The organism is Rathayibacter tritici (genome assembly GCF_002932875.1).
Classification (GTDB): Bacteria; Actinomycetota; Actinomycetes; order Actinomycetales; family Microbacteriaceae; genus Rathayibacter; species Rathayibacter tritici.
Window position 1 is genome coordinate 1 of the sequence record NZ_PSWS01000061.1, and the last position, 12563, is coordinate 12563.

Sequence of the window (12563 nt, forward strand, 5' to 3'; positions counted from 1 at the left end):
AGACATCACCACCCCGAGCGAACCGCTCAACGCCGTCAAACCCGTCCCCGAGGAATACATCAACCTCGCCAGCCCCTCACGAACCAGGCATATCCTCGACGGCGAGCAAATAGGAAATAGAAATTCAGGCGGACATCGCTGGCCGGGCCTCAGCGGAAAAACACCCTTCCCGGAAGAGTGGTCCGATGAGAAAATTATGCACGAAATATCGGACGTCGCGACTGATCCGACACTCAAATGGAACCTTCAATCACTCCCGCCTGGAATTGATCCGTCGTCGGAACTGTATCGGCCTAGATTCAACGTGACTGGCGAAAGAGACGGAGTTAGAATCAAAGTCGTCGTCGCGCCGAGCGGGGAGGGAATCATCACCGCTCATCCAGTCCGCTAGGGCCAGTCGTGCCGCATTTCTAAAGACTAGGCGCAAGACTCCTACTGCAATTTAGTAATCGACGCGCCAACAAAATGCACGCCCATGTTTCCAGTTTATTAGGGAGAAAAGTGGATAAGAAACTTCAAGCCGTGCGCGAGCAACAGTTAAACGACGTGCTCGAACGGACGATCGACACGACGAACCCTGACCAAGCCCAGCGCGTCACAGACTACCTCGACAACGGAGAGTACGCGCTCTGCCTGGATCAGCTTGCTTACGAGCTGAGCGAGGTCGACGAACCGCTTCCGTCCGACGTTATTCGGAGAATCATTTCGCTCGGAACCACGATGAGCATTGACCCAAGATCATGGCAGGTTTTGAGATCGGAATGAGCGAGCAGAAACGGCCAACCATGGATGATCTCCATGAAGGAGAGTTGCACAGCACGTCATCATTCAGCGGCGGCTCATGGAGAGCGCGAAAGTTCTCGCCCATGAGAAGCTTGACCGATGTCAATGCTTTGCGCGAAACGCTCAAGGCCTTGGAGAGGATCTTCAGCAGAGGCAAAGACTCCTTCTGGGCCGGCGCGATACACTCTTTGCTCGACGAGGTGGACAGCTCACACGATTCCACCGACGTCAGCCGCGTGTCGCGGAAGGTCATTCACCTGTATGGCGGAATGGGTTCTTTCAACGACGCCGTCATCTACAGGAACGGCAAGTATCCGCGAGGGCTCAATAACGATCTGGGCGTCTTGCGCACGAAACTTTACGAGATCGCAAACCACCTTGCCTGACATATGGTAGGCGGACTCACAACCGGATCGCACCGACGCCTGGTCCGCGGCCAGCAACCTGGCGCTCCAAGCACTCGGACTCGGCGCCGCGCACAACTCAGCCTCGCTGGGCGTCCTGGGTGTCCTCGCATCCCGCGACGGGAGTCGACGTCCAGACACTGCCCGCGGCGTCGGCATCCGACTACCCCTCACGACAGCGCAAGCCTGTGAACGCGCCACTCCCGGCAGCAGACGGCCCTCGACCTCGACTCCGTCGCCACGTACACATCATCATGAACAGGAGAACCCATGAACGATCAGCGACTCAGTCGTGTGCGCAGCGACCTCCGCACGGCACTCGAACGAGTGCATCGGCGACTCGATCCGGGGACCGAGGTCTATCTTCGCCATCCACTGAGCGAGGAGGATTTCGCCCTCTGTCTCGACGAACTCCTCGAGGAGTTGGACAGCGAGAACTGGGCGGACGTGCTGACCCGCAACTACCCCGTCGCGTACATCGTGAACCTCGACACCGTGATGGATCGGCTCCCCCGCTACGAGGGCGCCCGCGCCTCACCTACTCCAGGGGACGGGAACACAGGGCCGACCGAATCCACCGGCGAGAGGGGCCTATCGCCCTTGGACGGCCACGGGACTCTGCGTCCGAAGACCGTACACATTCTGCGCAGGGGCCTGGGCATGCTGTACTCCGAACGGATGGAGCGCGCTCTCGACCACCTGCTCGATCGGCTGGAGGAGCGTTTCGATCCCGACTGGTTCTCCTGGTGCCGAGAGTACAACGAACACACGGAGTTCACGCTCTGCCTCGAGACTGTCGTCGACGCCCTCTACTTCTCCGCCTCGAAAGTCCCCGCCCTGCTCCTCGATCGGATCCACGAGCTCGCGCGCATCATGGAGATGTCGAGCAGGCGTCTGGATCGCCTCCGATCACTCTGAGCCGTGGAGGTCTCCCGCACATCTCCGCACCGACGACGACCCGAGAAGGACCACGGTCGCCACCACGAGCGCCCGACCCGGAGCCCAGACCTACGACCCCTGATACGCCGCGAACAGCAGCGACGTCTCCGACCCCTGCAGGATGCTCGGCCGGGCGACGTCGTCAAGCACCACGAAACGGAGCATGCCCGCGCGGCTCTTCTCGTCTCCCTATATGGCCGCCAGGAGCGTCTTCCCGAGAAACCAATGCAACTCCTGGACCAACTCGACGCAGCTGGTGAGACTTTTCATTACATTGAGGCTTATGCAAAATCCGATTGATCGACATGGATTCGTGCGTGTCGTTCACGGTTAACACCGGCTGGTCCGCTGTGCTTGAAGAGCAACCTTCGACAGAAACTCTTCGCACAGGAACCAGCCGGTGCACACACAGACTACTACGGGAATGACGGCCGAGCACTACGCGATCCTCGCCGAACGGATCGAGAACGAGTTCACGTGGAATCGGCGTCGAGGACGGCCACGCACACTCTCGCTCGCCGGGGCACCGCAGATCACTCTCCTCTATTATCGCCAGAATGTCACCGAGCAGTTGGTCGCTGATGTGGTCGGTATCAGTCAGTCGACCGTGTCGTGAACGATCGCGGTGGTTGAGGCGATGCTCAATGTCGTTGTCGACGACGAGCAGCCGGACGTTGACGCCGCGCTCCGCGGGACGACGCCGTCAATCGACGGCACCCTCCTGCCGTGCTGGTCCTGGGCAGACGCGCCCGAGCTGTACTCCGGGAAACGCAAGACCACCGGGCACAACTGCCAAGTCCTCGCCGACCTCTCCGGCCGGTTGATCCACATCTCGGATCCCATCGCGGGCAAGCATCATGATGCCCACGCGTTTCGAGAAACCGGGTTAGCCGACACCCTCAACCTCTCGAACACGCTGGCCGACAAAGGCTACCAAGGCACCGGAATAGTTACACCCATAAAAAAGCAGCCAGGTCAAAAACATGTGCTAGATCACGCGAAGCAACACAATCGCTTCGTGAACACTCACCGGTACGTGATCGAAAGAACACTTGCTCACATCAAAACCTGGCGCATCTTTCACACCGACTACCGGCGACCACTACACACCTTCCACGACGCCTTCAACGCGGTCCGCGGCCTCATCTTCTTCATCCAGAAAGAAACCGATTTTGCATAAGCCTCAATGAGGCTCTAGCAGAACTCGGCGTGGCAGTCCCGGTCACATCACGCATCATCACGATCAGGAGAACCCAGGGACGACGAGCGACTTCGCCGTGTGCGCACCGACCTCCGTACGGCGTTCAATCGGGTGCGGCGGCAACTCGATCCGCACGCTGAGGTATATCTGCGGCATCCGCTGAGCCCTCAGGATTTCGCCCCCTGCCTGAGAGAACTCCTCCAGGCCGTGGAGGGAGAGAATTTGTCAGACGTCCTGCTCCGCCATTACCCTGTCGAGAACATCGTGAAACTCGACACAGTGATGGATCGGGTCCCGCGGCGGGTGGGTGCCCAGGCTCCACCCGAGACGTGGAAGAACAGAGCAGGATCGACTGATCTCCTCCGCGCGAGGGGCCTGTGGCGCCGGAAGGACCGCGAGTCGATGCGTCCAGAGACCGTGCTCATCCTGCGCAAGGGCCTGGGCATGCTGTATTCCCGCCGAATGAAACTCGCCCTCGACCACCTGCTCGATCGGCTGGAGGAGCGATTCGATCCCGACTGGTTCTTCTGGTGCCGAGAGTTGAACGATCACACCGAGTACGTGCTCTGCCTGGAGACGGTCGTCGATGCCCTCGACGACTCCGACTCGAAAGTGCCTGCTCTGCTTCTCGACCGGATCCACGAGCTCGCGCGCATCATGAGGATGTCGGTCTGGATCGCCTCCCGTCGTCGTAAGCCCGAGCGAACCTACGACCCGATCTCCTGATACGCCGCGAACAGCAGCGACGTCTCCGGCCCCTGCAGAATACTCGGCCGAGCGAGGTCATCGAGCACCACGAAGCGGAGCATGCCCGCGCGGCTCTTCTTGTCGCGCTGCATAGCGGCGAGGAGTGTCTCCCATCGGCCGAGCGGGTAACTCGTCGGTAGGGTCAGCGACTCAAGGATGCTGCGCTGCCGGTCGACGACGGCATCGCTCAGCGATCCGGTCAGGCGGGAGAGCTCAGCGGCGAACATCATCCCGACCGACACGGCTGCACCGTGGCGCCACTGATAGCGCTCGGCATGCTCGACCGCGTGCCCGAGAGTGTGCCCGTAATTCAGGATCTCGCGCAGACCCTTCTCGGTGAAGTCCTCGCCGACGACGCGCGCCTTGATCCCGATCGACAGTTCGACCAGGCTGCGGAACTCCTCCGACGTCGGATCGGTTGCCAAGTCGATATCCGACTCGATGATGTCGAGGATGCGCGGCTCCGCGATCATCCCGCACTTCACGATCTCGCCGAAGCCGGCCAGCACCTCATTGCGTGGAAGGCTGGTCAGCACGTCGAGGTCGGCGACGACGGCGCTCGGCGCGTGGAAGGCGCCGACCAGGTTCTTGCCCTCGGCCGTGTTGATACCGGTCTTGCCGCCGACGGCCGCATCGACCATCCCGAGCACCGTGGTCGGCACCTGCACGACATCGACTCCGCGAAGCCAGGTCGCGGCAACGAAGCCGGCCAGATCGGTGATCGCCCCGCCGCCGAAACCGACGACCACGTCGGTACGGGTGAAGTCGGACTGGCCCATCACCTGCCAGCAGAACGCGGCGACCTCAACACGCTTCGCAGCCTCGGCGTCCGGCACCTCGGCGAGCAGCACCTCGTAGCGCTCAAGCAGGCTCTCGCGGATGTCGGCGGCCAGGACCGCCAGGGTCGGCGGGTGCACGATGAGCACCTTCGCGGCGCGGGGGCCGATCGCGTCGGCCAGGCCGTCGAGGAGTCCGCGCCCGACGTGGATGTCGTAGCCGTTCTCGCCAGTGACGGAGAGGGCGGTGGTGCCGTCGTTCATGACTGTCTTCCGCTCGGGCGGCTGAAGGCCGCCGATTCCGATGGTGCAGGGGTTCCGGAGGGATGCGGTGCCCGCAGCCACTCAGCGATCTCGGCGGCGATCAGGGTGATCGGCCGTCGGGAGGTGTCGACGACACGGTCGGCGAGGGCCTCGTAGACCGGACGCCGCTCCTCAAAGATGCGGACCCAGTCGTCGACTCCGCCGCGCACGAGCGGGCGGGAGCCGGAGCCGAAACGGTCGCGGACAGCCTCGGCCGTGGTGGTCAGGAGCACGACGGGCACAGCGGCGAGGTCGGCGCGCGTGTCGAGGTCGAGCACCGCTCCCCCACCCAGGCTCAGCACCACGTCGCGGCGAACGGCGCGTTCAACGACCTTCCGCTCTTCGCGACGGAACGCGGCCTCGCCGTGTGCGTCGAAATAGGGGGTGATCGGACCGTGGCTGCGGACGAACTCGGCGTCGGAGTCGACGAACCCGGCGCTGAGTGCCGTAGCGACCCGCTTGCCGATCGTCGTCTTCCCGGCGCCCATCGGGCCGATCAGGACGACGCGAGCTCGGGCCGCGCCCGTGTCATGACCCGCCATCAACGAACTGCCAGGGGCCGGACCATCAGACGAGTCCGAGCGCCGGATCGCTGGACGAGGCCGTGCGGAGCTCGACGGGGATGGCGGCGAGGTAGCCCTGCAGATTGCGGCGGGTCTCGGCGACACTGTCCCCGCCGAACTTCTCGAGCACTGCATTCGCGAGCACCAGGGCGATCATGGCCTCCGCGACCACGCCGGACGCCGGTACCGCGCAGACGTCGGAGCGCTGGTGGTGGGCTCCCGCCGACTCCCCGGTAGCGACGTCGACGGTGCGTAGCGCGTGCGGCACGGTCGAGATCGGCTTCATGCCGGCGCGGACCCGCAGGACGGTCCCGGTGCTCATCCCGCCCTCGGTGCCACCCGCGCGATCGCTGGAGCGAGAAATGCCATCGGCCGTCTGGAAGAGTTCGTCGTGCGCCTCGGACCCGCGGCGGGTGGCGGTGACGAAGCCGTCACCGACCTCCACACCCTTGATCGCCTGGATGCCCATCACGGCGGCGGCGAGCTGCGCGTCGAGCCGACGGTCCCAGTGCACGTAGGAGCCCAGGCCGGGCGGCAGGTCGTAGGCGAGCACCTCGACCACTCCGCCGAGGGTGTCCCCGTCTTCGTGCGCGCGATCCACCTCGGCCACCATGAGCGCGCTGGTCGCGGCGTCGTGGCAGCGCAGCGGGTCGGCATCGAGAGCATCGACGTCGGCCGGTGCCGGCAGAGGCGAGCCCTCGGGCACGCGGACCGATCCGATGGCGAGGGTGTGGCTGACGAGGGTGATGCCGAGTTCGCCGAGGAACCGGCGGGCGATGGCGCCGAGTGCGACGCGGGCCGCGGTCTCGCGGGCGGAGGCGCGCTCGAGGACATTGCGCGACTCCGGAAAAGCATATTTCTGCATGCCGACCAGATCGGCGTGGCCGGGGCGGGGGCGGGTGAGCGGGGCTCCGCGGCCCTTGGGCAGAGTCTCGGGGTCACGGGGCTCGGCCGACATCACGTCCTCCCAGCGCGGCCACTCGGTGTTGCCGATGCGCAGGGCGATGGGGCTGCCCATCGTCGCGCCGTGGCGGACACCGGAGGAGATCGTGAGCTCGTCCTGCTCGAAGCCCATCCGGACGCCGCGGCCGTAGCCGAGCTTCCGGCGTGCCAGGTCGGCGCGGATGTCGTCGAGAGAAACGAAGACACCCGCCGGCAGTCCTTCGAGGACGGCGACGAGTTCGGGGCCGTGGGATTCCCCGGCCGTGAGCCAACGGAGCATCCTCCGATTCTCGCACACGCGCTCAGGGCACCGGACCCGCCGAGACGGCCAGGCGGAGTGCCGCGAGCACCTCGTCCTCACGCTCGAGCGGCACAGCGGGATCTCCGACGACGAAGATCCGCACCTGTACGAGCGCCTGGTGGAGCAGCATTCCCAGACCCGACACGACCGGCGAGCCGACCGCGTCCCAGCGGCGGGCAAGCGCGCTGGGCCACGGGGAATAAACGACGTCGAAGAGCGTCGAGCCCGCGACCACCGTGTCGGGGACGTCGAGGCCGTCCGCGGCCCCGCCGGGCAGAGTCGAGATCACCAGCGGGGCACCCATCGACCAGTCGGCGAACGAGCGGACGACGAGGTCGACACCGAGTTCGCCGGCGATCCGGATCAGCGTCGCGGCCTTGGCGGGCGTGCGCAGCACGACCTCGACGCGGTCCGCACCCCGTTCCACCGCCGCGACCAGGGCTGAGGCGGCGGTCGCTCCCCCGCCGAGGATCTGGACGCACCCCGCCCGGGCCACTCCGGCCTCGTCGAGGGCACGGACGATTCCCGTCACGTCGGTGTTGTAGCCGCGCAGGAGCGGCACGGGACCGGAACGGTCGACGAGCACCGTGTTGACGGCGCCGGTGGCCGTCGAGACCGCGTCCTCCTCCGTCAGCAGCGGTCGCACCGCGTGCTTCAGCGGCATCGTCAGCGAGAGGCCGTGCCAGGAGCCGCGAGTGAGGACATCGGCGAGTGTCGCCTCAGTCGTCTCGACGGCACTGTAGCTCCAGTCGAGTCCGAGCACCCGGTAGGCGGCGGCATGCAGCGCCGGCGACTTCGAGTGGGCGATCGGCGAGCCGAGGACCGCCAGGCGGTACCCGACGCGCGTCACTGGTACTCCGGGTGGTCCCGCATCCAGGCCTGCCACTGGGCGACGGCCGCGGTGTGCTCGGCGTCGGTGGTGGAGTAGACCGTCTCGCCCGTCTGGAGGTTCACCGTGACGAAGTACATCCAGGTGCCGTCCGCCGGGTGCACGACCGCGTTGATCGCGACGTCGCCGGGGTTCGAGATCGGCGCCGGCGGCAGTCCGTCGCGCTGATAGGTGTTGTAGACGTTGCCGGCGTCGTTCCGCTCGGCGTCGGTCGTGGAGACGCGGTCGGTCGCGCCCGTGCCGTAGGCGACGGTGGCGTCCGACTGCAGGCGCCAGCCCTGATCGAGGCGGTTCTGGAACACCCGGGCAACCTTCGGGAAGTCCGCGGCCACCCGCGCCTCGCGCTGCACGAGCGAAGCGAACACCACGACGCGGTAGCGGTCGTCGACGGGCACACCGGCCCTGTCGAGCGACTGGTACATCCGGTCAACGAGCGTCTTCAGGATGTCGTGAGCCGGCGTCGACGGATTGATGTCGTAGGTCGCGGGAAACAGGAAGCCCTCAAGGCTCGTCGCCCCGGCGGGGAGACCGAACGAACCCCAGTCCGCGGCCGCCGCCTCGAGGTCGGTCAGAGCGACTCCGGTGCCGTCGGCGATCAGCGGAAGCGCCGCCTTCAATGCCGTGCCCTCGGGAATGACGAAGGTGTTCGCCAGGCGCGTCGAGTCCGAATCGAGCAGGGCCGACAGGGCGGCCTCGGAGCTCATCTCGGCCTTCAGCGAGTAGGCGCCGGGCTGGAAGACCGGCTCCGGGCTCTGCGAGAGGAGCAGCTTGTAGAACGGGGCGTAGGACTTGATGACGCCGTCCGACACCAGGTTGTTCGCGATGTCGCTCCCGTCGTCGCCCTGGTGGATCGTGAAGAGCACCTCACTGGATCCAGTGCCGGTATAGTCGGCGGCCTCGGGCTCGGCGAACAGGCCGCGTACCGGCTCGAGAAAGATGGTCACGGCAATCGCGACGAGGGCCGCGAAGACGCCGAAGGCGAGTAGGCCGCCGATGAGCCCGCGGTGGTTGCGGCGCTTCCTCGCGCCGCGCGTCGTGCGGGAGGAGCGGCGCCGCTTCGGGCGTGCGCTCGCATCGAGGGCGACGGCGTCGTCGCGGCCGCGGGGCGCGGGCACATCGGGCCCGGTGAAGAGGCGGGCGAGCGGGTCGTGCGCCTCAGTCGGTGCGGCTCCCTGCTCCGGGGTCGAGGCGGGCGGAGTCGACTTCGCTGACTCGGCGGCGCGGGCGTCGCGGCGGCTCGGGGGGACGTCGGTCACGGGGAGATCCTTCGTTCGGTTCGAGCGACACTCCGGCCGGGGTGCCGGCCGAGCGCTCGGAATCGATGGCGTGCTGCAGGATCACCACGGCGGCGACCTGATCGATCACGGCACGGGAGCCGCGGGTAGTGCGTCCGGAGCGGTGCAGGGCGCTCTGGGCGGTCACGGTCGACAGCCGCTCGTCGACGAGGCGCACCGCAGCGGTCGGAACCGCTTCGGCGAGTCGTCGGGCGAATCCGCGGGCGTCCTCCGTCGAGGCCGTCTCGGCCCCCGACAGCGACAGCGGTAGTCCGACGATGATTGCCTGGGCATCGTACTCGGCGGCGAGGTGGGCGATCCGGGAGACGTCCGCGGATCCGCTGTCAGCGCTGGCCCGCGCGACCGTCTCCACCGGCACCGCGAGGAGACCGTCGGCGTCGCAGCGCGCGACTCCGATGCGGGAGCGGCCCACATCGATGCCGAGCCGGACGCCGAACCGCACCATTCAGCTGGTCGCTTCCTGCACGACGGCGTCAAGCGCTGCGTCGATCGCGGAGACGTCCGAACCGCCACCCTGCGCGAGATCGTCCTTGCCGCCTCCGCCGCCGCCCAGGATCCCGGCGGCGCGCTTCGCGAGCGCGCCCGCGCGGCGTCCCTGGTCGCGGGCGGCCTGGTTGGTGGCGACGATCACGGCGGGCTTGCCCGAGACGTCCGCGGCCAGAGCGACGACGGCCGGCTCGGCGCCGAGCCGCTCACGGACGGAGGTGACCAGCGAGCGCAGCTCGTCCGTCGACCCCGCGGCGCCGATGCTCTCGGCGACGACGGTCGTACCGCCCAGCGTGCGTCGGGTGGCCGCGAGGGCGGGGACCCGGTCGGCGAGAGCCCTGGCCTCGAAGGCGGCGATCCGCTTCTCGGCGGCCTTGAGGCTCGCCACCAGTTCGCCGATCCGCTCGGGCAGCTGCTCGCGCGGGGTCTTCAGCGACGAGGAGATCGTGCTGACGAGCGCCCGCTCGGCGGCGAGTTCGCGGAAAGCCTCCCTGCCCACCAGAGACTCCACGCGGCGGTTCGTCGATCCGACCGAGGACTCGCTGACCAGGCTGATCACACCGACCTCGGAGGAGCGGCCGACGTGCGTGCCCGCGCAGAGCTCGCGCGACCAGGGCCCGCCGATGTCGACGACCCGCACGACGTCGCCGTACTTCTCGCCGAAGAGAGCCATCGCTCCAAGTGCCTTCGCCTCGTCGATCGGCAGCTCGCGGGTGACCACCTCGAGGTTGTCCCGGATCGCCGTATTGGCGATCTCCTCGATCTCGCTGCGCGTCTCGAGCGAGAGCGCCTGATTCCACGAGAAGTCCAGGCGCAGGTAGCCGGCCTTGTTGTACGAGCCGGACTGGTGCGCCTGCGGTCCGAGCACCTGCCGCAGGGCGGCATGGATGAGGTGCGTTCCGGAGTGGGCCTGTGCGGCTCCCCGGCGCCAGTCGCGGTCGACGACGGAGGTGGCGGCGTCGCCCACTCCGGCCTCGCCACTGGCGACCTGCACCGTGTGGCTGATCAGGCCCTTGACGGGCTTCTGCACGTCGAGGACCTCGAGGTCGAAGCCGGAGCCGACGATGCGGCCCGCGTCCGCCTCCTGCCCACCCGACTCCGCGTAGAGAGACGTGGCCTCCAGGATCACCTCGGCGATGTCGCCCGCGACCGCCTTCGTCACGGAGTGGCCGCCGACGATGAGGCCGAGGATGCGCGACTCGGTGTCGAGCACGTCGTAGCCGGTGAACAGCGTCTCGCCGTGTGCACGGAAGTCGGCGTAGACCGAGAGGTCGGCCAACGCGGACTTCTTCGACGTCGCGTCGGCCTTCGCACGGGAGCGCTGCGCGGTCATCAGAGAGTCGAACGCCTCTCGGTCGACCGACAGACCGGATTCCTCGGCGATCTCGAGGGTCAGGTCGATCGGGAACCCGAAAGTGTCGTGCAGGAGGAACGCGGTGTCTCCCGGCAGGGTCGGCGATGCGGCCTTCTTGGTCTTCAGTACTGCGAGGTCGAGGATCTCGGTGCCGGCGGCGAGGGTCCGCAGGAACGCCTCCTCCTCGCCGTACGCGCTGCTTGACAGGCGCTCGAACTCGGTGGAGACCTCGGGGTACGCCGCGGCCATCGCGTCGCGCGAGGCGGTGAAGAGCTCGGGGAACGTCGCAGTGTCCACTCCGAGAAGGCGCATGGCGCGCACGGTGCGGCGCATCAGGCGGCGCAGGATGTAGCCACGTCCCTCGTTCGAGGGCGTTACCCCGTCCGAGAGCAGCATGAGCGAGGAGCGCACGTGGTCGGCGATCACGCGCATCCGCACGTCGTCCTCGTGGGTCGCGCCGTAACGGCGGCCGGAGAGTTCCGCAGCGCGGTCCAGGACCGGACGGACCTGATCGATCTCGTACATGTTCTCGACGCCCTGCTTGAGGAACGCAACCCGCTCCAGGCCCATGCCGGTGTCGATGTTCTTGCGCGGCAGCTCGCCGAGGATGTCGAAGTCGACCTTGCTCGTGCCCTCGCCGCGGAGGTACTGCATGAAGACGAGGTTCCAGATCTCGACGTAGCGATCGTCGTCCGTGACCGGCCCGCCGTCGATGCCATAGGCGGGTCCGCGGTCGAAGAAGATCTCGGAGCAGGGGCCGGCCGGGCCGGGCTGGCCGGTGGACCAGTAGTTGGTGTCCCTGTCCAGGCGCTGGATGCGCTCGTCCGGCAGACCCGCGATCGACTTCCAGAGCGCGATCGCCTCGTCGTCGTCCTTGTAGACGGTGACCCACAGGTCCTTCTCGTCGAAGCCCAGTCCCCCGTCGCTTTCGGCGCCCGTAAGCAACTCCCAGGCGTAGCCGATCGCACCCTCCTTGAAGTAGTCGCCGAAGGAGAAGTTGCCGTTCATCTGGAAGAACGTGCCGTGACGAGGGGTCTTGCCGACCTCCTCGATGTCGTTGGTGCGGATGCACTTCTGCACGCTGGTCGCGCGCGGATACGGTGCCGGGACCACTCCGGTGAGGTAGGGCACGAAGGGCACCATGCCGGCGACGGTGAAGAGGAGGCTCGGATCCTCGCTCACGAGGGACGCGGAGGGGACCACGGTGTGGCCGCGGCTCGCAAAAAAGTCGAGCCAGCGGTTGCGGATGTCTGCGGTCTGCATGGGTTCCGTTACGGTTCGGTCGGTGACGACGCGGATGTCGGGCGGCGAGGGCGTCAGCCTTCGCCGATGGCGGCCTTCAATTCGGCCTCGCGCTGGTGGTATCCCTCGGACACGGCCTCACCGAGTTCCTTCGCGGTGCGGTTGAGGTCGGCGAAGAGCCGGGATCCCGCCTCGGTGCGCGAGACCTGGTGGGCGACCGCGAATCCGAGGCCGATCCCGATGACGATCAAGAGGATGTTCTTCACGGGGTGTCCTTCCACGGCGATGGGGCGGCGCGACGGCGCGACGACCCGTTCGATTCTGACCCGTTCGATTCT

The 12563-nt window shown here is 66.9% G+C and carries 15 protein-coding genes and 1 pseudogene; 7 read left to right on the top strand and 9 right to left on the bottom strand.

Annotated elements, in window-relative coordinates:
• The 4 genes from C5D07_RS11730 to C5D07_RS11745 form a co-directional block, all read left to right on the top strand.
• On the top strand, nucleotides 1–391 hold a 391-nt coding region (locus C5D07_RS11730; protein ID WP_170063547.1), incomplete at its 5' end, for an EndoU domain-containing protein.
• A gap of 110 nt (nucleotides 392–501) precedes the next feature.
• Nucleotides 502–765, top strand: coding sequence for a hypothetical protein (locus C5D07_RS11735; RefSeq protein WP_068252809.1), 264 nt, complete (start codon nucleotides 502–504; stop codon nucleotides 763–765).
• Complete coding sequence (locus C5D07_RS11740; RefSeq protein ID WP_146085091.1) at nucleotides 741–1169, top strand: DUF6966 domain-containing protein; 429 nt, start codon at nucleotides 741–743, stop codon at nucleotides 1167–1169. The genes C5D07_RS11735 and C5D07_RS11740 overlap by 25 nt, the downstream gene beginning before the upstream one ends.
• A gap of 288 nt (nucleotides 1170–1457) precedes the next feature.
• Nucleotides 1458–2105, top strand: a complete 648-nt coding sequence (locus C5D07_RS11745) for a hypothetical protein (RefSeq protein WP_068252803.1) — start codon at nucleotides 1458–1460, stop codon at nucleotides 2103–2105.
• Between the two features lie 90 nt (nucleotides 2106–2195).
• Here C5D07_RS11745 and C5D07_RS16165 read toward each other — a convergent pair.
• Nucleotides 2196–2312: pseudogene (locus tag C5D07_RS16165) on the bottom strand (3-dehydroquinate synthase); the annotation flags it as partial.
• A gap of 214 nt (nucleotides 2313–2526) precedes the next feature.
• On the opposite strand from C5D07_RS16165, the gene C5D07_RS11750 reads away from it, so the two are divergent.
• The 3 genes from C5D07_RS11750 to C5D07_RS15445 all read left to right on the top strand — a co-directional run bounded on the left by C5D07_RS11750 (nucleotide 2527) and on the right by C5D07_RS15445 (nucleotide 4053).
• Complete coding sequence (locus C5D07_RS11750; protein ID WP_146076762.1) at nucleotides 2527–2742, top strand: helix-turn-helix domain-containing protein; 216 nt, start codon at nucleotides 2527–2529, stop codon at nucleotides 2740–2742.
• Nucleotides 2743–2751: 9 nt separating this feature from the next.
• Nucleotides 2752–3306: a transposase family protein gene (locus tag C5D07_RS11755; RefSeq protein ID WP_084415851.1), complete on the top strand. Its 555-nt coding sequence runs from the start codon at nucleotides 2752–2754 to the stop codon at nucleotides 3304–3306.
• Nucleotides 3307–3729: 423 nt separating this feature from the next.
• Nucleotides 3730–4053, top strand: a complete 324-nt coding sequence (locus tag C5D07_RS15445) for a hypothetical protein (protein WP_104271367.1) — start codon at nucleotides 3730–3732, stop codon at nucleotides 4051–4053.
• Here the strand turns inward: C5D07_RS15445 and aroB are convergent.
• Genes aroB through C5D07_RS11800 form a run of 8 tightly spaced genes read right to left on the bottom strand, consistent with a single transcriptional unit; the run spans nucleotide 4035 to nucleotide 12491 of the window.
• Nucleotides 4035–5114 carry a 3-dehydroquinate synthase gene (aroB, locus tag C5D07_RS11765; protein ID WP_068252797.1) on the bottom strand — a complete coding sequence of 360 codons (1080 nt, stop codon included), beginning with the start codon at nucleotides 5112–5114 and terminating at the stop codon, nucleotides 4035–4037. The genes C5D07_RS15445 and aroB overlap by 19 nt on opposite strands.
• Nucleotides 5111–5695: a shikimate kinase gene (locus C5D07_RS11770; RefSeq protein WP_068252794.1), complete on the bottom strand. Its 585-nt coding sequence runs from the start codon at nucleotides 5693–5695 to the stop codon at nucleotides 5111–5113. The genes aroB and C5D07_RS11770 overlap by 4 nt, the downstream gene beginning before the upstream one ends.
• A 25-nt stretch (nucleotides 5696–5720) precedes the next feature.
• On the bottom strand, nucleotides 5721–6938 hold the full coding sequence (gene aroC / locus C5D07_RS11775; protein ID WP_068252791.1) for a chorismate synthase: 1218 nt from the start codon (nucleotides 6936–6938) through the stop codon (nucleotides 5721–5723).
• A 22-nt stretch (nucleotides 6939–6960) separates the two neighbouring features.
• Nucleotides 6961–7809 carry a shikimate dehydrogenase family protein gene (locus tag C5D07_RS11780; protein ID WP_104259418.1) on the bottom strand — a complete coding sequence of 283 codons (849 nt, stop codon included), beginning with the start codon at nucleotides 7807–7809 and terminating at the stop codon, nucleotides 6961–6963.
• Nucleotides 7806–9104, bottom strand: coding sequence for an endolytic transglycosylase MltG (mltG, locus tag C5D07_RS11785; protein WP_170063548.1), 1299 nt, complete (start codon nucleotides 9102–9104; stop codon nucleotides 7806–7808). The genes C5D07_RS11780 and mltG overlap by 4 nt, the downstream gene beginning before the upstream one ends.
• Nucleotides 9004–9588 (bottom strand): Holliday junction resolvase RuvX, encoded by a 585-nt coding sequence (gene ruvX / locus C5D07_RS11790; RefSeq protein ID WP_068252786.1) that lies wholly within the window; start codon nucleotides 9586–9588, stop codon nucleotides 9004–9006. The genes mltG and ruvX overlap by 101 nt, the downstream gene beginning before the upstream one ends.
• Complete coding sequence (gene alaS / locus C5D07_RS11795) at nucleotides 9589–12246, bottom strand: alanine--tRNA ligase (protein WP_068252783.1); 2658 nt, start codon at nucleotides 12244–12246, stop codon at nucleotides 9589–9591. It lies immediately after the preceding gene.
• A 53-nt stretch (nucleotides 12247–12299) separates the two neighbouring features.
• Nucleotides 12300–12491, bottom strand: a complete 192-nt coding sequence (locus tag C5D07_RS11800; RefSeq protein ID WP_068252781.1) for a hypothetical protein — start codon at nucleotides 12489–12491, stop codon at nucleotides 12300–12302.
• Between the last annotated feature and the right edge of the window lie 72 nt (nucleotides 12492–12563).

Coding starts and splice junctions, on each gene's coding strand:
- aroC (WP_068252791.1), bottom strand. CDS start 6,938: ATGCTCCGTTGGCTCACGGCCGGGGAATCCCACGGCCCCGAACTCGTC.
- C5D07_RS11770 (WP_068252794.1), bottom strand. CDS start 5,695: ATGGCGGGTCATGACACGGGCGCGGCCCGAGCTCGCGTCGTCCTGATC.
- ruvX (WP_068252786.1), bottom strand. CDS start 9,588: ATGGTGCGGTTCGGCGTCCGGCTCGGCATCGATGTGGGCCGCTCCCGC.
- alaS (WP_068252783.1), bottom strand. CDS start 12,246: ATGCAGACCGCAGACATCCGCAACCGCTGGCTCGACTTTTTTGCGAGC.
- aroB (WP_068252797.1), bottom strand. CDS start 5,114: ATGAACGACGGCACCACCGCCCTCTCCGTCACTGGCGAGAACGGCTAC.
- C5D07_RS11745 (WP_068252803.1), top strand. CDS start 1,458: ATGAACGATCAGCGACTCAGTCGTGTGCGCAGCGACCTCCGCACGGCA.
- C5D07_RS11740 (WP_146085091.1), top strand. CDS start 741: ATGGCAGGTTTTGAGATCGGAATGAGCGAGCAGAAACGGCCAACCATG.
- C5D07_RS15445 (WP_104271367.1), top strand. CDS start 3,730: ATGCGTCCAGAGACCGTGCTCATCCTGCGCAAGGGCCTGGGCATGCTG.